The sequence below is a fragment of the Bradyrhizobium vignae genome, from assembly GCF_900324035.1.
Lineage (GTDB): Bacteria > Pseudomonadota > Alphaproteobacteria > Rhizobiales > Xanthobacteraceae > Bradyrhizobium > Bradyrhizobium vignae.
The window spans coordinates 7,693,633-7,716,900 of record NZ_LS398110.1; the positions used below are offsets into that span (position 1 = coordinate 7,693,633).

Consider the following 23,268-nt stretch of genomic DNA (forward strand, 5'->3'; position numbering starts at 1 on the left):
ACAAGCAACCGGCAAGGCCAGAAAGCTCGGTCGTTTCGCCAGCACCAGTGCTCCACACACGCCGCAGCATTCTCGCGGCCCGAAACGCCCGAGTTTTGCTCGTTTCCTTGTCCCTCTTCTGTGGAGAGCAACTGTGGCGAAGTAGCCCGGCGATCGGCCGGCCTCAAGGCTGGCGCTGGCGCGCCCCCGCCTGCGGCGGCTGACGGCCTTGACCCCGTCCGCTCACCGGTCTGTTGGCTTTGCATGCGCTCGGCCGAGGTCCGAGCGCGAGATAGGCGCGCTCGTCAGGCCACCCTGTATTTCTTCGGATCCCACGTCTCGCCGCGCGCGATCATGGTGTTGAGGATGATGATCAGCTTGCGCATGCAGGCGACGATCGCGACCTTTGGCGGCTTGCCCTTGGCAATCAGCCGTTCGTAGAAGGCCTTGAACACCGGATTGTTCAGCGTTGCGGCACCGACACAGGGCATGTAGAGGGCATTTCGCACCCAGCGGCGGCCACCCTTGATGCAGCGTTCACCTCGACGTTTGCCGCTATCATCGTCATAAGGAGCAACGCCCATCAACGCGGCGGCAACTTCGTCGCTCACCTGCCCCAGCTCCGGTAGTCCTCCAAGCAGCGCCATTGCGGTCCCCTCAGCAAAGCCTGGTACGCTCTGGATGATCTCGGCGCGTTTGGCAAAGTCCGGCGTTGTCTTGATCGTCGCCGCGATCGCGGTCTCGAGCGCGGCGATTTCGTCAGCCAGCTTCTTAAGAAGACGCGCGCGAGCCTTCTGAACAAGGGCCGGCGCCTCATGCTCCTTCTGCATTTCCAGGCGAGCCCTGACGTCAAGCAGGCCTTGGCGTCCCTTCACCAGTGCCTTCATCTCCTCGTGAGCGGGATTGTCGACTTGGCTGGGAGCCTCGCCGAATGTCTCGGCGAACCAGGAGATCATCTCCGCGTCGATCTTGTCATTTTTCGCAAGGCGTCCCGCCGATTCCGCAAAGTGGCGAACCCGTTTGGGATCGACGATCCGTACTTCCAGCCCTGCTTGGCGCAACGCCTTGGCCCATACCCGCTCGTAGCCGCCGCTTGCCTCCATCACTGCCTTGCCGACCTGATGCTTGCGAAGCCATGCAATCAAGCTCCGTCGCCCCGCCGCGGTTGTTGGGCAAGTCTTCCGCTCCGTTACGGTCCGAATGCACGCATCAATCTTGTCTTTAGCGACATCGATGCCGACGACAACCAGATCGTCTTGTGTCATCATCCACTCCCTTCCTTGCCTGGTACGGGCTCGCAGCCCTTGCAACTGTTCGGGTTCAGGAAGACACCGGAGCTGTCCCTTGCTCTTTAGCAGGCTCTGTCGCCTTTGGGCGCAACGGGCTCAGTTCCGGCAACGGGCGGTTCTGATCCAACCGCCCGTTGCCACATTCTGGCAGATTTCGGGGACACAAGGGCGCAGGGAAGGCCGCATAGGCGTTAAGGTAGCGCGAGCATCGATTGATACGGACGTATTCGAGGAGGCTCGCGCAGGTGCCGCCCAAGCGCTCGCTTTCTGCGGCGAAAGCAACGGATGGTTGGTTGTGGAATGATCGCTTGTAGCAAGGATGCAACGAGTTGTTGCAAAACACGCCAAGCGCCAGGTGCCGTCAGGCGGCCTGCGTCCAGCGGGGAGAGTCCTCGAAGTCGCGGGCAAGCGGCTCGAGCAGCAGGATGATCAAGAGGTGTGCCAGCAAGTAGGGCTTGGCGGAGCGCGGATCGGTTCCAGGTGGCGTCTTGAGACCAATCAGACTCTTCAGTCGCTTGAAGCCAAGTTCGATGCGCCATCGCAGTCGATAGAGCGCGAGTACATCCTTGGTGGAGAACTCGTCCCGCGCGAGCGACGTGACCAGAATGACCCAATCCGCGGCTTCCAGAGTTTCTTTGGAGATGACGCGGTTTTCGTCTTGTGCGTCGCGCCGGGCTTTACGGCGCGAAGCCGCGACTGCACCGGCGGGCTTCTTGACTGCGACCAGACGCATAGCCAGAGGCGCACCCGCTGCCGCGTCCACCGCACCCCGATCCACGTTCGTTACGACGTACGATCGCCCCTCTTCGAGGACCGGGATGGCGGAATAGTGCAGCAAATCCGAATTTCTGTAAATCGGAATATTTTTATGAAAGGGGTTGACGGGTTTGGTTGCGAGGTGGGTATTTTGCCCGACGGGTCAGAAGCGTTGCGATCGATCGGCTTTCGGTTCCGCCTCTTCGAAAAGGTGCGGTCACACTGTGCGTTGAACACCTAATTTCATGGTGATAGTCTTCTGGCTCGCGGCCTGTCCGGGAGGACACCATGGGATGGTTTGACCGGCTGTTTGGAAGGATGTCGAAGCCTGCGAGCCCCCTCTTTGCGAGATTTAGGCGGAAATCACGGGCACCGACCGACCCTGACCTTCTGAAAATCGCCAAAGACCGGAAGGGGCATGTCTCGCGGAGAGCCGTGAGAGACGAGTACAATCGGCTGGTCCTGGAGAAATACGCGCACGACAAGTCGTGATCGCTGAGCCCCATCGAGGCTTTGCTCAGTGGCGAAACATGATGCTTTCGCAACTGCCCTGTCCCTACGCACCATCATCGCCGTCATCCACCGACAGTGCCGCGAAACGATCGTCCGCCCGGCGCAGCCGCCGGCAAAGCTCGCGATTGATGTTCTGCAGGACGATCACATAGGCATGGATGTCGGCCTTGTAGCAAGCGTAAAGCTTCTGGGCCGTGAGTTCGTACAGCACCGTCGTCGCCTCCGCGACCACCGTAGCGGAGCGGTTCTGCATCTCGATCAGCGTCATCTCGCCGAAGAAATCGCCTGGCTCCAGAACAGAGATCGGAATGACGATTCCCGAATTCGCCCGTTTGCTCACGGCCAGCCGGCCGGATCGGACGATGAACATCGAACGTCCCGGCTCGCCTTCGACAACGACAGTCGCGCCGGCATCGAAGCGGCGCTCGACGAGCATCGACATCAGGAAGTCGAGGCTTGCGTCGGAGAGACCGCCGAAGAAGGGCGTGGCGAGCAGGAACGCTTTCAGATCGGGAGCGCTGACAGCCATCCCGCAAAGCTACGCCTCATCATCATCTGCGACAAGCTACGCTAACATTCCCATGCGCGGCTCCTATATGTGAACCCCGGCGCACATCGCGCGCCCCTCACCGGTTCTCCACATGATCCCCTTCTCCATCCTCGACCTCGCACCGATCCGCCGGGGTGGCGATGCCGCCCAGGCGTTTCGCAATTCGCTCGATCTCGCGCAGCACGCCGAGAAATGGGGCTACAGACGCTTCTGGCTGGCCGAGCATCACAACATGACGGGGATCGCGAGCGCGGCGACCTCAGTGGTGATCGGGCATGTCGCGGGCGGGACCAAGACGATCCGCGTCGGCTCCGGCGGGATCATGCTGCCGAACCATTCGCCGCTGGTCATCGCCGAGCAGTTCGGCACGCTGGAATCGCTCTATCCGGGGCGGATTGATCTGGGCCTCGGCCGCGCGCCGGGCACCGACCAGTTCACGGCAAGAGCGCTGCGGCGCGATCTCGCCACCACGTCCGAGAATTTTCCTCATGACGTGCTCGAGTTGCAGGCGCTGCTCGGCGACGTGCAGCCCGGCCAGACGATCCGCGCCGTGCCCGGCATGGGGACGAAGGTGCCGCTCTGGATCCTGGGATCGAGCACGTTTGGCGCGCAGCTTGCGGCGATGCTCGGCCTGCCCTTTGCGTTTGCCTCGCATTTCGCGCCGCAGATGATGATGCCGGCGCTGCGCGAATATCGCGCGCGGTTCGAGCCATCGGCGCAGCTCGACAAGCCCTATGCGATGATCGGCGTCAACGTGTTCGCGGCAGACACCGAGGCGGAGGCGCAGCGGATGTTCTCATCGTTGCAGCAGCAGTTCATCAATCTGCGCCGCGGCACGCCCGGGCCGCTGCCGCCGCCCGTCGACGACATGGACGCGCTGTGGTCGCCGGCCGAGAAGGCCGGTGTTGCGCAAGCACTGTCGTGCTCGGCGGTCGGCTCGCCCGATGTGGTGGAAGAGAGGTTGAAGACGCTGATCGCCGAGACCGGCGCGGACGAATTGATGACGACGGGGCAGATCTACGACCACGCCGCGCGGCTGCGCTCGTTCGAGATCGCAGCCGAGGTGCGGGATCGGCTGGCGGCGCAGCCGGCGGGGTGAGCGAAGCACGTCGAGCCTTCTCGAAAGATCGTCATGCCCGGGCTTGTCCCGGGCATCCATGTCCTTGTGCCCGAGCCAACACGTGGATGGCCGGGACAAGCCCGGCCATGACGCTGTCGAGGCTTCAGCGCCCAGCCCTCTCAAGTCACCTTGAAGCCAGCCCCCTTCAATCCGCAAACCCGAACAACTTCGCCGGATTGTGCACCAGAATCTTCTCCAGCTCCGCCTGGTCCGCTGCGTAGCGGTACATCAGCTCCAACAGGTCGGCGTCGTTCGGCGGCTGCTTCACCGACACCGGATGCGGCCAGTCGCTGGCCCAGACGCAGCGGTCGGGCGCAGCCTCGATATAGGCGCGCGCGATCGGGATCACGTCGTCGTAGGGAGCCCCAGTCTTCGAGGTCTTCTCGCCGAGCGACAGCATGACCCAGAAATTGCCCTTCTGGAGCAGCTCCAGCATCTTGCGCAGATTCGGATCGTTCTTGCCGGCTTCCGGATCGGGACGCGCCATGTGGTCGATCAGCACGGGCACGTCGAGGTTCTCGTACTTGTCGACGCTGGACATGATGCCGTCCTTCTCCGGCTGGATCTTGACGTACCAGCCGAGCTCGCGGATGCGCGCGATGGCGCGGGCGAAATCGGCATCAGACAGCACCGCGCCGAGCTCCTGGCGGAAGCTGAAGCGCGCGCCGCGCACGCCTGAAGCGTGGAGCTTGGCCAGATAGGAATCACTCGCCTCCGCAAACACCAGCGCATTGGCGCAGCCTCGATAGTTCGGACCCATCGCCGCGAGGCCGTCGAGCACGACGGCATGGTCGGCGCCGTAGGTCGTGGTCTGCACGATGATGCCGCGCTCGATGCCGAGCGCCTTGTGCATGCGCAGCGCCGCTTCCCAGGTCGCGGTCGGCATCCGATACGCGGCGCCGGGACGCTCCGGGTATTTTTCGATCGGACCTAACACATGGAATTGGCTGTCGATGGTCTTCGGCGGCGGCGCCTTCAGCGGGCGGCGCGGATTGGGATCGAACGGCAGATAGGTCGGCATGCGCAAAACTCCTCAATCGAGCACGGCGGTGAAGTCGCACTGCACCAGCGCACCGCCGTCCATGTTGTCCATAGGCAGCGCGTGGCGCGCGGGCCGCGAATGCTCGTCCGGAAACATCTTGAGCCATTCGACATTGACCGGGCCGCGCTGCGAGCGATCCTTCAGCCACACCGTCATCTTGATGATGTCGGAGGTCGAGCCACCGGCCGCCTCCACCGTCGCCTTCATATGCGCGAACATGTTGGCGCATTGCGCCTCGAGGCTTTCCGGCATCGCATTGGTCGCGGGATCGCGCCCCAAGATGACGCCCGACATCACGAGATTGCCGATGCGGCAGGCGTTCGGAATCGGATTGACGTGCTTGAAGCCGCCAATGTGGATGCTCTTGCGCCGCGTTTGACCATTCATGGTGCGCTCCCTGGTTGTTGATTCAGACGAACTGGCACGACACCGAGCCGAAGGCGCCGTAATCGGCATGAAACGTGTCGCCGCGGCGGATGTCGACCGGACGCGTGAACGATCCCGCCAGCACCACCTCGCCGGCGGCGAGATGCTCGTCATGCGGCGCGAGACGGTTGGCGAGCCAGGCGATGCCGTTGGCGGGGTGGTTGAGCACGCCGGCGGCAAGGCCGGTCTCCTCGATCTCGCCGTTGCGGAACAGCAGTGCGCCGATCCAGCGCAGATCCGCATCCATCGGGCGGATCGGTCGGCCGCCGAGAACCAGCGCGGCGTTCGCGGCATTGTCCGAGATCGTGTCCATGACTTTTCGCGTCTTGCCGGTCTCGGGATCGACGCGATGCATGCGCGTCTCCAGAATTTCCAGCGCGGGTGTGACGTAGTCGGTGGCATTGAGCACGTCGAAGATGGTGCAGTCGGGACCACGCAGCGGCGCCTTCAGCACGAAGGCGAGCTCGACCTCGATGCGCGGCGCGTGGAAACGATCGAACGGAACGGGCGTGGCGTCGGCGTAGAACATGTCGGCGAACAGCACGCCGTAGTCGGGCTCGGCGATGCCGACCGCGTTCTGCATGGCTTTCGAGGTCAGGCCGATCTTGTGCCCTTTGATGACGCGGCCGCGGCCGAGCTGAAGTTTTGTCCAGGCGCGCTGGATGGCGTAGGCGTCCTCGATGCCGAAGTCCGGATAGTCCTTCGAGAACATCGGGATCAGCGTCTTGCTGCGCTCGGCCTCGTCCAGCCGCGCGGCAAGGCGTTCGATCGTGGCGCTATCCAGCATGCTCTATTGCTCCGCGACGACGGTGTTGCGCAGCACGCCGATGCGGCTGGACTCGACCTCGACGACGTCGCCGATCTTGAGCCAGCGCGGCGGGTCGAAGCGCGCGCCCGCGCCGGTCGGCGTGCCCGTCACGATCATGTCGCCGGGCTTGAGCGTGGCGAAGGTGGAGAGATAGGAGATCAGGAAATCGAACGGGAACATCAGCCGTTCGGTGGTGTCCTGCTGCCGCACCTCGCCGTTGACGCGCGTGACGATGTCGTGAGGCCCGCGCGGATCGAGCTCGTCCGCCGTGACGATCCACGGGCCGATGCTGCCGGAGCGGTCAAAGTTCTTGCCCTGCGTGACGTTGAACTTGCCGTGGCGCAGCCAGTCGCGGACCGTGCCCTCGTTGCACAAGGTCATGCCGAAGATGTGCGACCACGCCTTTTCGCGCGGGATGTGACGGCCGCCCTGCCCGATCACGATGACGAGCTCGCCTTCGTAGTCGAGCTGGTCCGAGACTCCCGGCTTCTCGATCGGCTGCTCGGAGCCGGTCATCGAGGACATGCTGCGCACGAACAAGCTGGGATATTTGGGCAGGTCCGAATTGTCTTTATATTCTGCATTGCGCTCGGCGTAGTTGACGCCGATGCACCAGAGCTTCTCCGGCGCCAGCACCGGCGGCAACAGGACGAGCTCGTCCAGCGCATAGTCCGGCTTCTGTCCGGCCACCGCCTCCTGCGCATCCGCGAGCGCATCGGCTGCGATCAGCGCTTTCACGTCCGAGAAGTCGCGACCGATGCGGTTGGTCAGATCGACCACGCCGCCTTCCACGGCCGCGCCGTAGCGCAGCTCTCCGTCCAGGAGATAGCTCAGGAGACGCATTGTATTTCCTCCAATGATCTTGAGGCAGCTTGGCCGACGACTGGCCCGCGCTCAGTCCTTCGATTTGGGAGTCTGGAAGACGGTGTTGAGCGTGACGATCTCACCGAGGCGGGCGTAACGCGGGCCGCCGATACGTGCGATCGGGTCGAGCGCCTTGGTCTCGACCTTGCCGTCGTTCACGAGACCGTCGCGCAAATGGAACATCACGACCTCGCCGACGATGAGCCGGCTCTTGGCCTCGCCGAATTCGAGGCATTGCCGGAAGCGACACTCCATCGCGACCGGCGCGGCGGCAAGCCGCGGTACCTTGATGAGATCGCAAGGCAGTGTTTCGAGCCCGAGATGCTCGACCTCGCTGATCTCAGGCGGATGCTCGACGGAGCTGTCGTGCACCGCCGACATCAGCGGGGTGTCGGCGATATGAATCACATACTCCTCGGTATCGAGGATGTTGTGTGCGGTGTCCTTGTAGTCGGCGCCCTTGCGGCCGACGCTGATGGCGAGCATCGGCGGCTTCTGCGAGACAAAGGTGAAGGCGCTGAAGGGCGCGAGATTGAGCACGCCGCTGCGCGACAGGCTCGTGACCCACGCGATCGGGCGCGGCACCACGATGCCGGTCATCAGCCGGTAGATGCGCTCGGCGCCGAGCTCGGTGGGGTCGATCCGCATCGGTCAATCCGCCCTGATATTGGCCTTGCGCACCACCGGAATCCACTTGGCGTCCTCGCGCTCGAGATAAGCCTTGAACTCGGTCGGCGTCATCGCGGTGGCTTCGCCGCCGAGTTTTTCGAATTTGTCGATCACCGCAGGGTCTTTGAGGATCGCGACGAGCGTTTCGTGCAGCTTGTCGACGATCGGCGCCGGCGTGCCTGCGGGCGCGAACAGGCCGGTAAACGTCTGGCCGTCGAAGTCCTTGTAGCCGAGCTCGGCGAAGGTCGGCACATCAGGCAGCGACTTCAGGCGATGCGGACCGGTGACGGCTAGCGCGCGGAACAGGCCGGCCTTGATGTGCTGCAAGCTGACCGTGAGCTGGTCGAACGCGAATTGCACCTGACCGCCGAGGAGGTCATTGATGGCGGGCGCGTTGCCGCGGTAGTGCGCCGTGACCCATTGCAGATCGAGGCTGGACTGCATCAGCTCGCTGAGCAGATGATTGGTGGTGCCGGGGCCCGGCGAGGCCATGGTCAGCTTGCCCGGCTCGCGCTTGGCGAGGTCGATGAATTCCTTGAAAGTGTTGGCCTGCACCGACGGATGCACCTCGAGCACCAGCGGCGTCATCGAGATCGTCGAGATCGGGAGAAAATCCTTCTTCCAGTCATAGGCGTCGCGCTTGTTGATCTCGGTCGCGAACAGCACCGGGCCGTTGGCCCCGACGAAGAGGGTGTAGCCATCGGGCGCCGATTTCGCGAAGGCTTCGCCCGCGATCATGCCGCCGGCACCGGCCTTGTTCTCGATGACGAAGGGCTGGCCGAGCTTTTCCTGGAGCTTGTCGGCGATGATGCGTGCGGCGCTATCGACATTGCCGCCGGCGGGATAAGGCACGATCAGCTTGACGTTGCGCGCCGGCCATTGCTGGCCCGACGCCGGCGCAGCCAGCATCGCGGTGGCGGCAGCTATGGCAATCCAGATTGATCTCATGTTGACCTCCCGGCGGCGCTTCCAACTCACGTCGAATCCTTGATGTCGTGCAAGCAGCTCACAAGGCATTCCGATCGGAGCGCAATCTCCAAATGCGCGCTTGCCCTGTCGAGTGAATTGTGGCGTTCTTGTCCATAATATGGACAAAGGACGATCACCTAAATCCGTCCGCAGCGCCGTGGAACCGCGACAGGGCGCGCAGGCGATCCGGCGCGCGCTCGCGGTGCTGCGCATCCTTGCCGCAGGTCGCGAAGAAGGTGTGCCACTGGCCGAGGTGATCCGGGCGACGGGCCTCACCCGCCCGACCGTGCATCGCATCGTCCACGTGCTGATCGAGGAAGGCATCGTCGAGCGACATGGCAGGAGCGGCCGCTACGCGATCGGCAACCAGGTGCCGGAGCTGGCACTGGCACGACCGCGGCCGTCGCGGCTCTTGGTCGCCGCAAATCCGTCGCTGCAGCGCGCATCTGCCGAGATCGGCGACACGCTGTTCCTGACGGTGCGCACCGGGAACGACACGCTCTGCGTCGATCGCCGGATCGGCGTTTATCCGATCCAGGTGCTGTCGATCGAGGTCGGCGCGCGCCGGCCTCTCGGCGTTTCCAGCGCCGGCGTCGCCATCCTCGCCGCGATGCCGGCGCAGGAGGCGCGAAAGATCGTCGCGGCGAACGAGAAGCGGTTCGAGCCCTACCGGACCGACGTCGCGACGGTGCTCGGCGAGGTCACCGCTGCCAGGCGGCTGGGCTACGGCATGAGAGAGATCGGCCTGGTGCAGGGGACGAAATCGATCTCGACATGGATCAAGACTCCCGACGGACAGCCCGCCGCGGCGATGACCGTCTCCGCCGTTCGGACGAGGCTCGGCCCGCGCCGCGAGCAGGAGGTCGCGGAGATATTGCTGCGGGAGGCGCGGATCATCGAGCAGGCGATCGGAGGCTGAAGCGCGGACGGGACCTGTTCGCCTCTCCCCGCTTGCAGGGAGAGGCCGGAACTTGCGGGAGCAAATTCCGGGTGAGGGGGAGTCTCCGCGAGTCTAACTGCCACCGTCTTCGCGGAAAGAGCCCCTCACCCCAACACTCTCCCCGTAAGAACGGGCGAGGGAGCGCACCGGCGATGCGGCGCTGTCAATGGCTGACTTCGTGCGTCGTTTTATGGCACAACGCCCGCCATCGCTGACCGACCAACGAGGCCACGCATGCCCGCGCCAAAGCCGCCTGCCTTCGAGACCCTGAGCCTGCATGCGGGCCAGCATCCGGATCCCGTGACCGGCGCCCGTGCGGTGCCGATCTACCAGACCACGTCCTACGTGTTCCAGGATTCCGATCACGCCGCGGCGCTGTTCAACCTGGAGCGCGCCGGCCACATCTATACCCGCATCTCGAACCCCACCACCGGGGTGCTGGAGGAGCGGCTCGCGGCGCTTGAAGGCGGCGTCGGCGCGATCTGCACCGCGAGCGGTCAGGCGGCGATGCACCTGGCCATCGCGACGCTGCTGAGTGCCGGCGACCACATCGTGGCGTCGAGCTCGCTCTATGGCGGCACCATCAACCTGCTCGCGCACACGCTGCCGCGCTTCGGCATCACCACGACGTTTGTGAAACCACGCGATCTCGACGCGTTCCGCGCGGCGATCAGGCCGAACACGAAACTCGTGATCGGCGAGACCATCGGCAATCCCGGCCTCGAGGTGCTCGACATGCCCAAGGTAGCGGCGATCGCGCATGAGGCAAAGATCCCGCTGCTGACCGACAACACCTTCGCTACGCCCTATCTCAGCCGGCCGATCGAGTTAGGGGCCGACATCGTCATGCATTCGGCGACCAAATGGATCGGCGGCCACGGCATCGCGATCGGCGGCGCCATCGTCGATGGCGGCCGGTTCGACTGGCGCGCATCGGGCAAGTTCGGCGTGCTGACCGAGCCCTATGGCGGCTATCACGGCATCGTCTTCGACGAGCAGTTCGGCACGGCCGCCTTCATCATGCGCGCCCGCACGGAAGGCCTGCGCGATTTCGGCGCCTGCCTGTCGCCGACCAACGCATTCCAGCTGCTGCAGGGCGTCGAGACGCTTCCGCTGCGGATGGACCGCCACATGCAGAACACTTATCTCGTGCTGGAAGCACTGAAGGCCAACAAGGCCGTCGACTGGGTGCTGCATCCGTCACTGGAGGACCACCCCGACTACCAGCTCGCCAAGACGCTGCTGCCGCGCGGCGCCGGCTCGATCGTGTCCTTCGGCATCAAGGGCGGGCGGCCGGCAGGCCGCAAGTTCATCGAATCGCTGCGCATGATCAGCCATCTCGCCAATGTCGGCGACGCCAAGACGCTGGTGATCCATCCCGCCTCGACCACGCATCAGCAGATGGACGCCGAGCAGCTCAAGGCCGCCGGCATCGGCGAGGAGCTGGTGCGCCTCTCGGTCGGCATCGAGACCGCAAGCGACATCATCGACGACCTCAACCAAGCGCTGCGCATCTCGCAAAAGGCCTGACACCATGAAGCTTTCCGTCAACGGCACCGAGGTATTCGTCGCAACCGGCGGCCGCGATTTCGACAAGTCCCTGCCAGCGGTCGTCTTCATCCATGGCGCCGGCTTCGATCATTCGACCTGGGCGCTGCATACGCGCTGGTTCGCCCATCATGGTTTCTCCGTTCTCGCGCCGGACCTCCCGGGCCACGGCCGCTCGGCCGGACCTTCGCTCGGCAGCATCGCGGAGATGGCCGACTGGACGGCGGCGCTGCTCGAAGCGGCGGGAGCCGCGAAGGCGCATCTGATCGGCCATTCCATGGGCTCGCTGATCTCGCTGGAGACCGCCGCGCGGCATCCCGACAAGGTCTCCGCGCTCAGCCTGATCGGCACCGCCGCGACCATGACGGTCGGCCCGGATCTCTTGAAGGCCGCCGAAGCCAACTCGCAGGATGCCAACGACATGGTCTCGATCTGGGGCCTCGGCTTCAAGGCCGAGCTCGGCGGCAGCCTCGCGCCGGGCCTGTGGATGCATGGCGGTGCGCAGGCGGTGTTGAGGGCTTGCGAGCCGGGTGTCCTGTTCAAGGATCTGTCGGCCTGCAATGCCTACGCCAATGCGCTGACCGCTGCCGCAACCGTGAAGGTGCCGACGACGCTCATTCTTGGCGAGCGGGACATCATGACACCGGCCAAGGCCGGCAAGGCGCTCGCCGCCGCGATCCCGCACGCAAAGACCGTCATGGTGAAGGGCGCCGGCCACATGATCATGGCCGAGCGGCCGGATGAGTTGCTGGCTGCGCTGAGGAACTAAAACGGATCGATCTTCTCCCTTGCGCGTTGCGTCAGATATCCCTGCCAATCACGAAGGGGAACTCGACCATGCCAAGACAAGAAGTCATTCGCAAAGCCAGGCGGGACAAGCGTGCCGGCAAGTCGGCCAGCACGCAGGCCGGCGAATTCGTCAAGGACGAGATCGACAAAATTCGCAAGGGCAAGCACGGAGCGCGCTCGACCAAGCAGGCGATCGCGATCGGCCTGTCCGAAGCGCGTCGCGCCGGCGTCGATCTGCCGCCGCCGCGCAAAGGGCGCACCAAGAAGGCGACACGCCGCAGCGCCAAATATGCCTATGAGGTCGGCCAGGGCAAGCGCACCGCGAAACGCCGCCCGCGCGTGTCACGTGCCGTCGAAGGCGTGTTGAAGAAGGAGCCGCGGTCGACCGCATCGCGCGGCGCGCTGTCGAAGCAGGCCAAGCAGGCTGCAAGCCGGCGAACCGCAGCGTCCCGCTCGGCTGCCGCGCGGAAAGCGAGCCACACCAAGGGATCGAAGGTCCGCTCCGCCGCCGCCAAGAAGGCGGCACGCACCAGGGCGCGCCGCCGGAGTTGATCAGGCGCGCCGGTTCAGGAGCCCGGCGTCCATTTCCAGACGATGTCGGAGATGGTGACCGGCTTCGGGATCAGGCCGAGCTTTGCGAAACGATCAGCGACGGCCTGCTGGCTTGCGACAATTTCGGCATCCAGCGGCACGACGCGGAAGTTGGAGCGATCCACGAAACGCCTGACGGCCTCGATGTCGACGCCGGTCGCGTCCGCCTGCGCTTTGGCGACGTCCTCGTGGTGCTCGTTGGCCTAGACGCCTTCGGACGCGAAGGTCGTGTTGAGCTTCGCGACCAGCGCCGGATACTTCTCCACGAAATCGGTGTTGGCGATGTAGAACGCATTCGGCCTGTGCACGTCCTTGTCGAAGGCGATGACGCGCGCGTTCTCCTTCAATTCGGCAAGCGCCAGATACGGATCCCAGATCGACCAGGCATCGACCGAGCCCTTGACGAAGGCGGCCGTCGCATCGGCCGGCGCGAGCGGCGCCGGCGTGATGTCGGACCAGGACAGGCCGGCCTTTTCGAGCGCCGCAACGAGGAGATTATGCGCGCTCGATCCCTTACCGAAGGCGATACGCTTGCCCCTGAGATCAGCGAGCGAGTGAATCGGCGAATCCTTCGGCACGATAATCGCCTGGGTGTTGCCGTCCGATTTCACCGCGGCGACGTAGCGTATCTTGGCGCCGCCGGCCTGCGCGAAGATCGGCGGGGAGTCGCCGACATAGCCGAAATCGACGCTGCCGACATTGATGGCCTCCAGCAGCGGCGGACCGAACTGGAAATCGACCCACTTGATCTCGATGCCGAGCGGCTTGAAGGCGTTTTCGAGCGTCTGGCGCTGGCGCACCGCCGGGAAGAAGCCGCCCTTCTGCGTGCCGATGCGGATTTCCGCCGGCTTGTCCTCGGCGCGCGCGGCCAAGGCGGTCGCGAGCAGGAGCGTCGTTGCTAGGATGTTTCGTCGGGTGATCATAATGCGGCCCTTTCGGTGAGATCAGTTGGCGAAGGTTGCGAGCTCGCGCGACGGCTACGCTCGGACAACACGGCACGGGCGGCCCGCTCGGCCTCTCGCGCCGAGCGGAACTGGCGGCCCTCGAGGCTGTCGAACAGGCGCTCGGAGGAGAAGAAGCGGAAGCCGCGCTCATCTCTCGTGATGATACCGGCAGCGCGGTCGTGGATTTCGATGATGTAGGCGTTGGATTGGGCTTGGGACATGACTGCTCGCTCGCCGGAATTTCGGCGTTCCTCTTTTGCGTCTTTCGGTGTGCGGTGTTGCCAGGAGACGATCAGCAACAACAACAGGCGCCCGTTGCCACCGAGAAGCAGCACCGCGTCATGCATGCTTGCATGTCGTTCTGATTGCGCTGGCGATCGGTTGTCATGGTCTTGGGCTCGAGGAGCAGTCTTGACGCTCTGAATATCAAGCGGTTGGCGCGATTGGTCAATGAAATGGCTATCCATATTTGCGACACATGCGCTGGGGCGTTTCTCCCGCCGCAAGCACCGGCAGACGGATTCATCTCGCGATGAGTTCAACGCGCGTGAGCTGCAAGCATGATACGATCGATGCAAGGCAAGCGGATGATTGGGAGGTTCCAGGCATGGCGGATGCTCTGAAGGGGCGCACGGCGCTCGTGACCGGAGGCTCGCGCGGAATTGGCGCGGCCGTCTGCCGTGCGCTGGCCGAAGCAGGCGCGGCGGTGGCGATCAACTGCCGCGAAAGAATCGGCCAGGCCGAGCAACTGGCGAGCGAGATCGGCAAGCGGGGCGGCCGCGCCATCGTCGTCGCCGCCGACGTCTCGCAGCGCGAAGCCGTGACCCGCATGATCGAGCGCGTCACGGCCGGGCTTGGTCCAATCGACATCCTCGTCAACAACGCCGGCATCGCCATCACACGCAGCGTCGACGATCTCACCGAAGACGATTTCGACCGCACCATCCTGGTCAATCTGAAATCCGCCTTTCTGTGTACGCAGGCGGTGCTGCCGACGATGCGCGCGCGGAAATGGGGCCGTATCGTCAACATCTCCTCGGGTGCGGCGCGCGGCGCCGGCGCGATCGGCCCGCATTACAATGCGTCCAAGGCCGGCATGGAGGGGCTGACGCGAGGCTATGCGGCGCGACTGGTGAAGGAAGGCATCACCGTCAATGCGGTGGCGCCCTCACTGATCGAGACCGACATGATGAGCGGCCAACCCGGCCTCGTCAGCCGCATCCCGCTCGGCCGCTTCGGCACGTCGGAGGAAGTTGCGAAAGCCGTGATGCTGCTGGTCGACAATGCCTACATGACCGGGCAGACCGTCGCGCTGAGCGGCGGGATGGCGTTTAACTGAAGCGGAGCGACGGGCTTGCTTCACCTCTCCCCGCTTGCGGGGTGCTTGCGGGGAGAGATCGGATTGCATCGAAGATGCAATCCGGGTGAGGGATACAGGTCCCACGGCGATCTCACGTGCGGAGAGAGGCCCCTCATCCCGCCCTCTCCCGTAAGAACGGGGCGAGGGAGACGAGAGAGCGGACGCTCACCACATCGTCGCGGCAGCGCGCTCCGGCCAGATGCGGTCGTACTCCGCGCCGCCGACCTTGTTGTCACTCATCTCGGCGAGAATCTGACCCGGCGTCGGCAGCGTCTTGGGATCGACGCGCTTGTCGGGATTCCAGAGATCGGAGCGGACGATGGCGCGGGCGCACTGGAAGTAGATTTCCTCCACGTTCATCACCATGACACTGCGCGGCGCCTTGCCATCAACCTTGAACGAGGCCAGCACGTCCGGATCGATCGACAGATGCGCGCGACCATTGGCGCGGACGGCATTGCCGGAGCCGGGGATCAGGAACATCAGCGACACCCTGGGATCGCGCACGATGTTGCGCAGGGAATCGACCCGGTTGTTGCCGCGGCGGTCCGGCAGCATCAGCGTCTTGGGATCGTGAATGCGGACGAAGCCGGGCAAGTCGCCGCGCGGCGAGCAGTCGATGCCCTCCGGCCCGATGGTGGCGAGCGCGGCGAACGGTGCCTTCTCGATGAAGATGCGGTAGAGCGGCGTGACGTGGTCGGCGACTTTCACGGTCGAGGCGTCATTGGTGGCGCCGTAGATGGCCTCCAGCTGTTCGACCGTTTCGATCACCGTCATTCCACTCTCTCCTTGTTGTTGCCAGCAACTAATCTTGCCAGCCTTCATTCCTGATCACGCGCACGAGCTGGCGGCCGTGATAGTCCGCACTGCCGGCATTGAGGATGGTGACATCGGCCTGCGCCGACGAACCATCGACGCTGCGCGACAGCCGCTCGGTGATGTCGCCGTCGCTTTGCCGGGCGCGCGCCGCGAGCCGCTGCGCCAGCACATCGGGCGGCGCCGTGATCGCAACCACAACGACATTAGCATAGGCCTCGCGCAGCGCGGCGATCACGGTGCGTGAGACATTGACGACGACCGCGCGGCCCGCGCGGATGTCATCGTTGATTTCGAGCGGCAGCGCGTAGGCGTGCCCATGCGCCTCCCAGTGCACGGCGAAGTCGCCTTGCTCGCGCGCGCGGCGGAACTCGTCCGGGCTCATCGCGATATTGTCTTCATCGGACGACGATGCACGGGTCACGACGCGGCGCGGGAAGACGATTTCGGGATCGTCGATGCAGGCCGCCTGCGCGAGGCGCAGCAGCGTATCCTTGCCGGCGCCGCTGGGGCCGACCACGAGCACGAGCCGGCCGGGGCCGATCTTACCCGCCTCCCCCTGCGCCGTGGTGACCATCTTGCTCATACGACCCGGCTTCCCTCGCGCCAGACGCTGCGGACAACGGGAATGTGCCCTGCGACATGCACGCGGATCAAATCGGCACGCTTGCCGGTCGCGACCTCGCCGCGGTCGGTGAGGCCGACCGCCTCGGCGGGCGCCTTTGTCACGGTGCGAACCGCGGCCGGCAGGCTGATCGCGGGCACATGCTCGGGCAGTTGCAGCGCGGCCATGAGAAGGCTGGACGGAATGTAGTCCGACGACAGGATGTCGAGCAGGCCTTCGCGGGCGAGATCGACTGCGGCGATGTTGCCGGAATGCGAGCCGCCGCGCACGACGTTCGGCGCCCCCATCAGAATGTCGATGCCGGCCTGATGCAGGCCGCGCGCCGCCTCCAGCGTGGTCGGGAATTCGGCAACCGAAACACGATCCCGCACGGCGTCGGCGACGTTCTCCTCGGTGGTGTCGTCGTGGCTCGCCAGCGGAATGTTGTACTGATGCGCCAGCGCCACGATCTCGCGCATGTTGGCCGCTGCATATTTCTTCTGATATTCGAAGCGCTTTGCGAACAGCTCGTCGAGCTCGGCATCGGTCTTGCCGCCGCCCTTGCCGCGATAATAGTCACGCAGCTTGACCTCGTCGCGGAACTGGCGCTGGCCCGGCGTGTGGTCCATCAGCGACATCAGCTTGACGTCGGGACGGTCGATCAGCTCCCTGGCCTCCTCGACCACGCTCGGCATCGGGATTTCGCAGCGCAGATGCAGGAAGTGGTCGGCGCGCAGCAGGCTGGCCTCGCGCGCGGTGGTGATCGCGGCGGCAAGCACGCCGGCGCGGCCATCGACCTCCTCGGCGCCGTCCTCGCGCCAGACGCGGAGCGAATCGAACACGGTGGTGATGCCTGACGTCGCGAGCTGGCCGTCATAGGAGATGACCGCGGCGACCGGATTCCAGAACACCTTCGGCCGCGGCACGTAATGGGCTTCGAGATGGTCGGTGTGGAGCTCGATCAGGCCGGGCATGATCAGGTCACCGCCGGCATCCTCGGCGCCGGCGGGCGCAGTCCCATCGCCGATCTCGGCAATGCGTCCGTCGGCAAGAGCCAGCCAGCCCTGCTCGATCACCCGGTCGGCCAGCACGATCCTGGCGTTGGCGATCAATGTGTCCTTCGGCTTGGCGTTCATTTCCCTCTTCCTTCAGGCCGCGGCGGCAAAGCTGGTGACGTCGACGATACGGTCGGCAATCAGATGACGGATTTCGTCGTCATGGACAATGGCGACCATGGCGACGCCCCTGCGCTTCTTCTCGGCAACCAGCTCAACCACGACAGCGCGGTTGGCGGCATCGAGCGAGGCGGTCGGCTCGTCGAGCAGCAGGATCGGCAGGTCCGAAATGAAGCCGCGCGCGATGTTGACGCGCTGCTGCTCGCCGCCGGAGAAGGTTGCCGGCGGAAGCTGCCAGAGGCGCTCGGGAATGTTCAGACGATGCAGCAGGCTGCCAGCGCGCTGCTGCGCTTCGGCCCGGCTCATGCCGTTGACGATCAGTGGCTCCGCGACGACGTCGATGGTGGCAACGCGCGGCACCGCGCGCAGGAACTGGCTGACATAGCCGATGGTGGAACGGCGGATGTTGAGAATCTGCCGCGGCTCGGCGGTGGCGAGATCAATCAGCGCGCCGCGATGGCGGATGCCGATGCGGCCGCTATCGCAGCGGTAATTGCCGAAGATCATTTTCAGGATCGACGATTTTCCGGCGCCTGACGGGCCTGACAGAACGACGCATTCGCCCGGATTGACGTGGAAGGTCACGCCGCGCACGACAGGCAGTTCGATGCCGCCCTGCAGGTGCATCGTGAACGTCTTTTGCGCATCGGTAACGTCGATCATGACGGTCATTGGAAAACTCATGGCGGCAGAATCGAGGAGACGAGGAGCTGGGTATAGGGCTCGCGCGGGTCGTCGAGCACCTGGTCGGTGAGACCGGTCTCGATGACGCGGCCGCCCTTCATCACCATCACGCGGTGCGACAGCAGGCGTGCGACCGCGAGATCATGGGTGACGATGATGACGGCGAGATGCAGCTCGGCAACGAGGCTGCGCAGGAGGTCGAGCAGGCGCGCCTGCACGGACACGTCGAGGCCGCCGGTCGGCTCGTCCATGAACACCAGGCGCGGCTCGGTGACGAGGTTGCGCGCGATCTGGAGGCGCTGGCGCATGCCGCCGGAATAGGTGCGCGGTGCATCGTCGATGCGTGCTGTGTCGATCTCGACGCGGGTGAGCCAGTCCGACGCGGTGTCGCGGATGCGGCCGTAGTGATTCCAGCCCACCGCCATCAGCCGCTCGCCGACATTGGCGCCGGCCGAGACCGCCATGCGCAGGCCCTGTGCTGGATCCTGATGCACAAAGCCCCAATCGGTGCGGAACAGGAAGCGACGCTCGGCCTCGCCCAGCGTCGAGAGATCGCGGGTGACACCGTCGCGCATCCGATACGAGACATGGCCGGAACCCGGCGCGAGCTGGCCCGACAGCATTTGCAGCAGCGTCGACTTGCCCGAGCCGGATTCACCGACGATCGCCAGCACCTCGCCGGGATAGAGCGAGAACGACACATCGCGGCAGGCGGCAATGCGGCCAAACGACTTGCTGAGGGACTCCGCGACCAGCAGCGGCTCGTCGTTCTCGACCAGATTCTGATCAGCCATTCGAGGCCTCCTGCGCCTTCTCCTTGTACGGCGCGGCGCTGAGGCTGCCGCGATGGCCGGCGGCCTGGCGGCCCTCGCAATAATCGGTGTCCGAGCAGACGAACATCCGCCCGCCCTGGTCGTCGGTGACGATCTCGTCTAGGTAGGAATTCTCCGCACCGCACAGTGCGCAGGGCGCGTTGAAGCGGTAGGGCTCGAACGGGTGGTCCTCGAAATCGAGCGAGACCACTTGCGTATAAGGCGGGATCGCGTAGATGCGCTTCTCGCGGCCGGCGCCGAACAATTGCAGCGCCGGGCAATTGTCCATCTTGGGATTGTCGAATTTCGGCGTCGGCGACGGGTCCATCACGTAGCGCGCGTTGACCTTGACCGGATAAGCGTAGGCGGTCGCGATGTGGCCGAAGCGGGCGATGTCCTCGTAGAGCTTCACATGCATCAGGCCGTATTCGGCGAGCGCATGCATGCGCCGCGTCTCGGTCTCGCGCGGTTCGAGGAAACGCAGGGGTTCCGGGATCGGCACCTGATAGACCAGAACCTGGTTTTCGTTCAGCGCCTTCTCCGGGATGCGGTGGCGGGTCTGGATCACCGTCGCTTCGTCCGTCGCCGTCGTCGTGGCAACACCGGCGGTCTTGGCGAAGAACTTGCGGATCGAGATCGCGTTGGTGGTGTCGTCGGAGCCCTGGTCGATCACTTTCAAGACGTCCTGCGGTCCAAGGAGCGCTGCGGTCACCTGCACGCCGCCGGTGCCCCAGCCATAGGGCATCGGCATTTCGCGGCTGGCGAACGGCACCTGATAGCCGGGAATCGCGATCGCCTTCAAGATCGCGCGGCGGATCATCCGCTTGGTCTGCTCGTCGAGATAGGCGAAGTTGTAGGCGGGCGCGTTCATTCCGCGGCCTCCTTCATGGCATCCGGCGTATTGGCCTCGGCAAACTCCTGGCGCAGCTTGCGCAGGAGGCCGAGCTCGGACTGGAAGTCGACATAGTGCGGCAGCTTCAGATGCTCGACGAAGCCGGTGGCCTGGACGTTGTCCGAATGCGACATCACGAACTCTTCGTCCTGCGCCGGCGCACGCACCTCCTCGCCGAGCTCGCGGGCGCGCAACGCACGATCGACCAGCGCCATCGACATGGTCTTGCGCTCGCTCTGGCCGAAGGCGAGGCCGTAGCCGCGGGTGAAGCACGGAGCCTCCGTCGCAGACCCCTTGAACTGGTTGACCATCTGGCACTCGGTGAGTTCGATCGCGCCGAGCGGCACGGCGAAGCCGACCTCTTCCGCGAGAAATTCGACCTCGACCTCGCCGAAGCGGATCTCGCCGACAAAAGGATGGTTGCGGCCGTAGCCGCGCTGGGTGGAATAGCCCATCGCGAGGAGAAAGCCTTCGTCGCCACGCGCGAGGTTCTGCAGGCGCAGGTCGCGGTCGGCCGGAAAATTCAGCGGCTCGCGGGTGAGATCGCCGACGCTGGCGCCGTCCTCGGCTTCGGGCGAGGATTCGATCAGCCCGTCGCGGCCCAGAATATCCGTCACGCGCGGCGTCGGCGCTGTGGATGCTTCGGCCGTCGACGGAACCTGCGGCACGACGCCTTGCGCGAGCGAGGGATCGAGCAGGCGGTGCGTGTAGTCGAAGGTGGGCCCGAGGATCTGGCCACCCGGAATGTCCTTGAAGGTCGCGGACACCCGCCGCTGCACCTGCATGGCGCCGGTGTCGACCGGCTCGCTGGTGCCGAAGCGCGGCAAGGTGGCGCGGAAGGCGCGAACCAGGAAGATCGCCTCGATCAGATCGCCGCGCGCCTGCTTGATCGCCAGCGCCGCGAGCTCGCGGTCATAGAGCGAGCCTTCGCTCATGACGCGATCGACGGCGAGGCCAAGCTGCTCCGAGATCTGGTCGAGGGAGATTTCCGCAACGCTTTGATCGCCGCGCCGCTTATGTGCGAGCAGGCGATGGGCGTTCTCGATGGCGCGTTCGCCGCCTTTGACTGCGACATACATGCTTCAGATTCCCCTGCTCACGACGCGCGTGGTGCGGGGGATCGCGACCACGGCATCATCGGCGACCAGCACCACATCGATGCCGCGCGGAAACAGTGCTTCGTTCATACGCAGCCGCTCGAACAGATCGAGAGGCTTGATCGACGCCTGCAGCGTCGCGACCCCACCGATGCCGGGGCCGCGCAGCTCGAAGCTGCGCCCCGAGTTCAGGCTATCGACCTGAATGATCACCGTGGTCGAACGGTCCGGATACTCGCTGGTGCCGAGCGCGAATCGCTCGAGCGAAGGCAGCGCATCGCCATCACCGATCAGCGCAAAACTCGCGATCGAGGCGTCCTGCACGACCGGCGCACCGGTGTGGAACTTCAGCCACTTCGTCACATCCGAGCTCTCCGCCATTCGCGCGTCGAGCCAGAGCGGCGTATCGTGGTCGAACAGCGTCAGCGCGATCGCGGCGGTGCCGCGCATCATCGGCCCTGGCGTGCCGACCATCGGCACGATTTGCTGGACGGAGCCCGGCCGCGCCATGGCATCCATGACCGAGCGAAAGGTCGATTGCGCCGACAACACCTTGTCGGCGAAACCCGGCGGCAGCTCCGCAATCGTGGTCATGATCTCACCCCTCACCGCGCACCATGGTGTAGAAATCAACCTTCGTCGCGGCGGTCTCTTCCGCCGCCTGCCTGCGCCTGACCATAAGCTGCTCGCGCAACGGCGCGATAACGCCACGCTCGACGAGCCCGCCGAAATCGCGGGACTGCACCAGCGCATCGCACAGCGCGATCAGCCGCGCCTTCTCACCGTCGCGGCCGAGCGTGTAGCCGAAGCCGACCTCGCCGCTCGCAAGCCGCACCGCCGCGCGCGACACCGTGGCTTCACCGAGATTGAACGGCGCCCCGTCGCCGCCGATCCGGCCGCGCAGCATGACCAGCCCGTTTTCGGGCGCGCGCAGATCCTGATGGGCCGGGAGGGTGAAGTTGCGGAGGCGAGCGGCGATCTCGCCCGCCTCCGCGTGCGCCAGCACGGCCATGGCGGCCTTGCGCTGGGCTTGCTGGTTGTTGTGCTGCGTCACCTGGTCCACCGAACCTTCTAGAAAACTTGCCGGATCGAAGTTGTCTATGATAATAGACAACTTCATACGGACGCGCCATGACTGTTTCGTGACAATGATGTGATTTCTGGAGTAGGTTTCCCGCGACATGAGCATGCAGGACACAGCCTCCTCGGGAGTCGCGCTGTGGCGCCTCGTTGCCGACGGCATCGAGCGCGGCATCGCCGACGGCCGCTTTGCGGCCGGCGACAAATTGCCGGGCGAAATGGAGATCGCGGAAACCTATCGCGTCAACCGCCACACCGTGCGCCGCGCGCTGGCCGCGCTTGCCGAGCGCGGCCTGGTGCGCGCCGAGCGCGGCAGCGGAACCTATGTCGAGGCACAGAAGCTCGCCTATCCCCTGCGCTCGCGCACGCGCTTCTCAGAGATCGTCGGCGCGGGCGGACGCGAGCCGCATGGCCGGCTGATCGAGGCGACCGATGACGTCGCGACGCGCGAGCTCGCGCGGGAGCTGGGATTGAAGACCGGCGGGCCCCTGGTGCGGATCGAGGCGATCCGCCTCGCCGACCGTACGCCGATCTGCGTGTCCACGACCTGGCTCTCGGCCGAGCTGTTTCCGGACGCGGGCGCCGTGTTCGCGGCGACGCGCTCGATGACGAAATTGCTCGCGCATTACGGCATCCGCGATTATCGCCGCGGCGCGACCCGGATCACCGCCGGCATCGTCGACGCGACCGACGCCGCAAGACTCGATCTTGCGCTGGGACGGCCGATCCTGGTGGTCGATGCCACCGACCACGATCTCACGGGCAAGCCGCTGGTGACGAAGCATTCGCGCTTTGCCGCGGAGCGGGTCGAGTTTCTGGTGGAGTCGTAGGCCTCTTCCCCTCTCCCCTTGTGGGAGTGCCCACGATCTTTCTCGATCATCAGAAGCGGTGGGCACGCTACGCGTTGACCACCCTACGGCACCGAGGACACGTACCCCCCATCCGGCGCTT

The 23,268-nt window shown here is 65.0% G+C and carries 26 protein-coding genes and 1 pseudogene; 7 read left to right on the forward strand and 20 right to left on the reverse strand.

All coding sequences use genetic code 11. The features are described from left to right. Positions 1 to 284: 284 nt before the first annotated feature. From BRAD3257_RS37005 to BRAD3257_RS37015, 3 genes are all read right to left on the reverse strand, one after another. Complete coding sequence (locus tag BRAD3257_RS37005) at positions 285 to 1,247, reverse strand: IS110 family RNA-guided transposase (protein WP_244607735.1); 963 nt, start codon at positions 1,245 to 1,247, stop codon at positions 285 to 287. Between the two features lie 382 nt (positions 1,248 to 1,629). Beyond that, complete coding sequence (locus tag BRAD3257_RS37010; protein WP_145987098.1) at positions 1,630 to 2,001, reverse strand: transposase; 372 nt, start codon at positions 1,999 to 2,001, stop codon at positions 1,630 to 1,632. A gap of 579 nt (positions 2,002 to 2,580) precedes the next feature. Continuing rightward, positions 2,581 to 3,066: a Crp/Fnr family transcriptional regulator gene (locus BRAD3257_RS37015; protein ID WP_122405939.1), complete on the reverse strand. Its 486-nt coding sequence runs from the start codon at positions 3,064 to 3,066 to the stop codon at positions 2,581 to 2,583. A gap of 112 nt (positions 3,067 to 3,178) precedes the next feature. Here BRAD3257_RS37015 and BRAD3257_RS37020 point away from each other — a divergent pair, with 112 nt between their 5' ends. Continuing rightward, positions 3,179 to 4,186, forward strand: a complete 1,008-nt coding sequence (locus BRAD3257_RS37020; RefSeq protein ID WP_122405940.1) for an LLM class flavin-dependent oxidoreductase — start codon at positions 3,179 to 3,181, stop codon at positions 4,184 to 4,186. Between the two features lie 166 nt (positions 4,187 to 4,352). Here the strand turns inward: BRAD3257_RS37020 and BRAD3257_RS37025 are convergent, their stop codons facing one another. Genes BRAD3257_RS37025 through BRAD3257_RS37050 form a run of 6 tightly spaced genes read right to left on the reverse strand, consistent with a single transcriptional unit; the run spans position 4,353 to position 8,964 of the window. Next, positions 4,353 to 5,228: an amidohydrolase family protein gene (locus BRAD3257_RS37025; protein WP_122405941.1), complete on the reverse strand. Its 876-nt coding sequence runs from the start codon at positions 5,226 to 5,228 to the stop codon at positions 4,353 to 4,355. Between the two features lie 12 nt (positions 5,229 to 5,240). Beyond that, the gene (locus BRAD3257_RS37030; protein WP_122405942.1) at positions 5,241 to 5,636 is read right to left on the reverse strand and encodes a RidA family protein; all 396 of its coding nucleotides are present in this window, start codon (positions 5,634 to 5,636) and stop codon (positions 5,241 to 5,243) included. Positions 5,637 to 5,658: 22 nt separating this feature from the next. After that, positions 5,659 to 6,462, reverse strand: a complete 804-nt coding sequence (gene hpaH, locus BRAD3257_RS37035; RefSeq protein ID WP_122405943.1) for a 2-oxo-hept-4-ene-1,7-dioate hydratase — start codon at positions 6,460 to 6,462, stop codon at positions 5,659 to 5,661. Positions 6,463 to 6,465: 3 nt separating this feature from the next. Continuing rightward, entirely contained in the window at positions 6,466 to 7,326 is an 861-nt protein-coding gene (locus tag BRAD3257_RS37040; protein ID WP_122405944.1) for a fumarylacetoacetate hydrolase family protein, read from the reverse strand. A 51-nt stretch (positions 7,327 to 7,377) separates the two neighbouring features. After that, complete coding sequence (locus BRAD3257_RS37045) at positions 7,378 to 7,995, reverse strand: flavin reductase family protein (protein WP_122405945.1); 618 nt, start codon at positions 7,993 to 7,995, stop codon at positions 7,378 to 7,380. A gap of 3 nt (positions 7,996 to 7,998) precedes the next feature. Continuing rightward, the gene (locus BRAD3257_RS37050) at positions 7,999 to 8,964 is read right to left on the reverse strand and encodes a Bug family tripartite tricarboxylate transporter substrate binding protein (protein ID WP_122405946.1); all 966 of its coding nucleotides are present in this window, start codon (positions 8,962 to 8,964) and stop codon (positions 7,999 to 8,001) included. A 139-nt stretch (positions 8,965 to 9,103) separates the two neighbouring features. On the opposite strand from BRAD3257_RS37050, the gene BRAD3257_RS37055 reads away from it, so the two are divergent. The 4 genes from BRAD3257_RS37055 (at position 9,104) to BRAD3257_RS37070 (ending at position 12,814) form a co-directional block, all read left to right on the forward strand. After that, positions 9,104 to 9,904, forward strand: a complete 801-nt coding sequence (locus BRAD3257_RS37055) for an IclR family transcriptional regulator (protein WP_162500485.1) — start codon at positions 9,104 to 9,106, stop codon at positions 9,902 to 9,904. Between the two features lie 255 nt (positions 9,905 to 10,159). Beyond that, on the forward strand, positions 10,160 to 11,455 hold the full coding sequence (locus tag BRAD3257_RS37060; protein WP_122405948.1) for an O-acetylhomoserine aminocarboxypropyltransferase: 1,296 nt from the start codon (positions 10,160 to 10,162) through the stop codon (positions 11,453 to 11,455). A 4-nt stretch (positions 11,456 to 11,459) separates the two neighbouring features. Then, positions 11,460 to 12,242: an alpha/beta fold hydrolase gene (locus BRAD3257_RS37065; protein WP_122405949.1), complete on the forward strand. Its 783-nt coding sequence runs from the start codon at positions 11,460 to 11,462 to the stop codon at positions 12,240 to 12,242. A gap of 68 nt (positions 12,243 to 12,310) precedes the next feature. Further along, the gene (locus BRAD3257_RS37070; RefSeq protein WP_122405950.1) at positions 12,311 to 12,814 is read left to right on the forward strand and encodes a DUF6496 domain-containing protein; all 504 of its coding nucleotides are present in this window, start codon (positions 12,311 to 12,313) and stop codon (positions 12,812 to 12,814) included. Between the two features lie 14 nt (positions 12,815 to 12,828). On the opposite strand, the pseudogene BRAD3257_RS37075 reads toward BRAD3257_RS37070, so the two are convergent. Together BRAD3257_RS37075 and BRAD3257_RS37080 are read right to left on the reverse strand one after the other, a co-directional pair. Continuing rightward, positions 12,829 to 13,776, reverse strand: a pseudogene (locus tag BRAD3257_RS37075) (aliphatic sulfonate ABC transporter substrate-binding protein). Then, entirely contained in the window at positions 13,773 to 14,018 is a 246-nt protein-coding gene (locus BRAD3257_RS37080; RefSeq protein ID WP_122406964.1) for a hypothetical protein, read from the reverse strand. The pseudogene BRAD3257_RS37075 and the gene BRAD3257_RS37080 overlap by 4 nt, the downstream one beginning before the upstream one ends. A 386-nt stretch (positions 14,019 to 14,404) precedes the next feature. On the opposite strand from BRAD3257_RS37080, the gene BRAD3257_RS37085 reads away from it, so the two are divergent. Further along, positions 14,405 to 15,136, forward strand: coding sequence for an SDR family NAD(P)-dependent oxidoreductase (locus BRAD3257_RS37085; RefSeq protein WP_122406965.1), 732 nt, complete (start codon positions 14,405 to 14,407; stop codon positions 15,134 to 15,136). Between the two features lie 186 nt (positions 15,137 to 15,322). Here the strand turns inward: BRAD3257_RS37085 and BRAD3257_RS37090 are convergent, their stop codons facing one another. From BRAD3257_RS37090 to phnG, 9 genes are read right to left on the reverse strand one after another with little or no spacing between them, the layout of a single operon-like run. Beyond that, positions 15,323 to 15,934: a pyridoxamine 5'-phosphate oxidase family protein gene (locus tag BRAD3257_RS37090; protein ID WP_122405951.1), complete on the reverse strand. Its 612-nt coding sequence runs from the start codon at positions 15,932 to 15,934 to the stop codon at positions 15,323 to 15,325. A gap of 28 nt (positions 15,935 to 15,962) precedes the next feature. Continuing rightward, positions 15,963 to 16,559, reverse strand: a complete 597-nt coding sequence (gene phnN, locus BRAD3257_RS37095) for a phosphonate metabolism protein/1,5-bisphosphokinase (PRPP-forming) PhnN (protein WP_122405952.1) — start codon at positions 16,557 to 16,559, stop codon at positions 15,963 to 15,965. Next, positions 16,556 to 17,713, reverse strand: a complete 1,158-nt coding sequence (locus BRAD3257_RS37100) for an alpha-D-ribose 1-methylphosphonate 5-triphosphate diphosphatase (RefSeq protein WP_122405953.1) — start codon at positions 17,711 to 17,713, stop codon at positions 16,556 to 16,558. The genes phnN and BRAD3257_RS37100 overlap by 4 nt, the downstream gene beginning before the upstream one ends. Positions 17,714 to 17,725: 12 nt before the next feature. Continuing rightward, positions 17,726 to 18,424 (reverse strand): phosphonate C-P lyase system protein PhnL, encoded by a 699-nt coding sequence (gene phnL, locus BRAD3257_RS37105; protein WP_162500486.1) that lies wholly within the window; start codon positions 18,422 to 18,424, stop codon positions 17,726 to 17,728. Between the two features lie 8 nt (positions 18,425 to 18,432). Continuing rightward, the gene (gene phnK / locus BRAD3257_RS37110; RefSeq protein WP_122405955.1) at positions 18,433 to 19,230 is read right to left on the reverse strand and encodes a phosphonate C-P lyase system protein PhnK; all 798 of its coding nucleotides are present in this window, start codon (positions 19,228 to 19,230) and stop codon (positions 18,433 to 18,435) included. Beyond that, positions 19,223 to 20,119, reverse strand: a complete 897-nt coding sequence (locus tag BRAD3257_RS37115) for an alpha-D-ribose 1-methylphosphonate 5-phosphate C-P-lyase PhnJ (protein WP_122405956.1) — start codon at positions 20,117 to 20,119, stop codon at positions 19,223 to 19,225. Before BRAD3257_RS37115 ends, phnK begins: the two co-directional genes overlap by 8 nt. Next, a complete protein-coding gene (locus BRAD3257_RS37120; RefSeq protein ID WP_122405957.1) occupies positions 20,116 to 21,219 on the reverse strand; it encodes a carbon-phosphorus lyase complex subunit in 1,104 nt (367 codons plus the stop codon). The genes BRAD3257_RS37115 and BRAD3257_RS37120 overlap by 4 nt, the downstream gene beginning before the upstream one ends. Positions 21,220 to 21,222: 3 nt before the next feature. Next, entirely contained in the window at positions 21,223 to 21,831 is a 609-nt protein-coding gene (phnH, locus tag BRAD3257_RS37125; protein WP_162500487.1) for a phosphonate C-P lyase system protein PhnH, read from the reverse strand. 4 nt (positions 21,832 to 21,835) lie between these two features. Next, positions 21,836 to 22,249, reverse strand: a complete 414-nt coding sequence (phnG, locus tag BRAD3257_RS37130) for a phosphonate C-P lyase system protein PhnG (RefSeq protein WP_430644739.1) — start codon at positions 22,247 to 22,249, stop codon at positions 21,836 to 21,838. A gap of 169 nt (positions 22,250 to 22,418) precedes the next feature. On the opposite strand from phnG, the gene phnF reads away from it, so the two are divergent. Next, positions 22,419 to 23,147, forward strand: coding sequence for a phosphonate metabolism transcriptional regulator PhnF (gene phnF / locus BRAD3257_RS37135; RefSeq protein ID WP_122405960.1), 729 nt, complete (start codon positions 22,419 to 22,421; stop codon positions 23,145 to 23,147). Positions 23,148 to 23,268: the final 121 nt, after the last annotated feature.

Excerpts from the sequence above, each read along its gene's own strand:
- BRAD3257_RS37010 (WP_145987098.1), bottom strand. The coding sequence starts at position 2,001 with ATGCGTCTGGTCGCAGTCAAGAAGCCCGCCGGTGCAGTCGCGGCTTCG.
- hpaH (WP_122405943.1), bottom strand. The coding sequence starts at position 6,462 with ATGCTGGATAGCGCCACGATCGAACGCCTTGCCGCGCGGCTGGACGAG.
- BRAD3257_RS37120 (WP_122405957.1), bottom strand. The coding sequence starts at position 21,219 with ATGTATGTCGCAGTCAAAGGCGGCGAACGCGCCATCGAGAACGCCCAT.
- BRAD3257_RS37085 (WP_122406965.1), top strand. The coding sequence starts at position 14,405 with ATGGCGGATGCTCTGAAGGGGCGCACGGCGCTCGTGACCGGAGGCTCG.
- phnH (WP_162500487.1), bottom strand. The coding sequence starts at position 21,831 with ATGACCACGATTGCGGAGCTGCCGCCGGGTTTCGCCGACAAGGTGTTG.
- phnK (WP_122405955.1), bottom strand. The coding sequence starts at position 19,230 with ATGGCTGATCAGAATCTGGTCGAGAACGACGAGCCGCTGCTGGTCGCG.
- phnN (WP_122405952.1), bottom strand. The coding sequence starts at position 16,559 with ATGAGCAAGATGGTCACCACGGCGCAGGGGGAGGCGGGTAAGATCGGC.
- BRAD3257_RS37015 (WP_122405939.1), bottom strand. The coding sequence starts at position 3,066 with ATGGCTGTCAGCGCTCCCGATCTGAAAGCGTTCCTGCTCGCCACGCCC.
- BRAD3257_RS37005 (WP_244607735.1), bottom strand. The coding sequence starts at position 1,247 with ATGATGACACAAGACGATCTGGTTGTCGTCGGCATCGATGTCGCTAAA.
- BRAD3257_RS37040 (WP_122405944.1), bottom strand. The coding sequence starts at position 7,326 with ATGCGTCTCCTGAGCTATCTCCTGGACGGAGAGCTGCGCTACGGCGCG.
- BRAD3257_RS37060 (WP_122405948.1), top strand. The coding sequence starts at position 10,160 with ATGCCCGCGCCAAAGCCGCCTGCCTTCGAGACCCTGAGCCTGCATGCG.
- BRAD3257_RS37100 (WP_122405953.1), bottom strand. The coding sequence starts at position 17,713 with ATGAACGCCAAGCCGAAGGACACATTGATCGCCAACGCCAGGATCGTG.
- BRAD3257_RS37115 (WP_122405956.1), bottom strand. The coding sequence starts at position 20,119 with ATGAACGCGCCCGCCTACAACTTCGCCTATCTCGACGAGCAGACCAAG.
- BRAD3257_RS37045 (WP_122405945.1), bottom strand. The coding sequence starts at position 7,995 with ATGCGGATCGACCCCACCGAGCTCGGCGCCGAGCGCATCTACCGGCTG.
- BRAD3257_RS37055 (WP_162500485.1), top strand. The coding sequence starts at position 9,104 with ATGGACAAAGGACGATCACCTAAATCCGTCCGCAGCGCCGTGGAACCG.
- BRAD3257_RS37070 (WP_122405950.1), top strand. The coding sequence starts at position 12,311 with ATGCCAAGACAAGAAGTCATTCGCAAAGCCAGGCGGGACAAGCGTGCC.
- BRAD3257_RS37020 (WP_122405940.1), top strand. The coding sequence starts at position 3,179 with ATGATCCCCTTCTCCATCCTCGACCTCGCACCGATCCGCCGGGGTGGC.
- BRAD3257_RS37050 (WP_122405946.1), bottom strand. The coding sequence starts at position 8,964 with ATGAGATCAATCTGGATTGCCATAGCTGCCGCCACCGCGATGCTGGCT.
- BRAD3257_RS37025 (WP_122405941.1), bottom strand. The coding sequence starts at position 5,228 with ATGCCGACCTATCTGCCGTTCGATCCCAATCCGCGCCGCCCGCTGAAG.
- phnF (WP_122405960.1), top strand. The coding sequence starts at position 22,419 with ATGAGCATGCAGGACACAGCCTCCTCGGGAGTCGCGCTGTGGCGCCTC.
- phnG (WP_430644739.1), bottom strand. The coding sequence starts at position 22,249 with ATGGCCGTGCTGGCGCACGCGGAGGCGGGCGAGATCGCCGCTCGCCTC.
- phnL (WP_162500486.1), bottom strand. The coding sequence starts at position 18,424 with ATGACCGTCATGATCGACGTTACCGATGCGCAAAAGACGTTCACGATG.
- BRAD3257_RS37065 (WP_122405949.1), top strand. The coding sequence starts at position 11,460 with ATGAAGCTTTCCGTCAACGGCACCGAGGTATTCGTCGCAACCGGCGGC.
- BRAD3257_RS37090 (WP_122405951.1), bottom strand. The coding sequence starts at position 15,934 with ATGACGGTGATCGAAACGGTCGAACAGCTGGAGGCCATCTACGGCGCC.
- BRAD3257_RS37030 (WP_122405942.1), bottom strand. The coding sequence starts at position 5,636 with ATGAATGGTCAAACGCGGCGCAAGAGCATCCACATTGGCGGCTTCAAG.
- BRAD3257_RS37080 (WP_122406964.1), bottom strand. The coding sequence starts at position 14,018 with ATGTCCCAAGCCCAATCCAACGCCTACATCATCGAAATCCACGACCGC.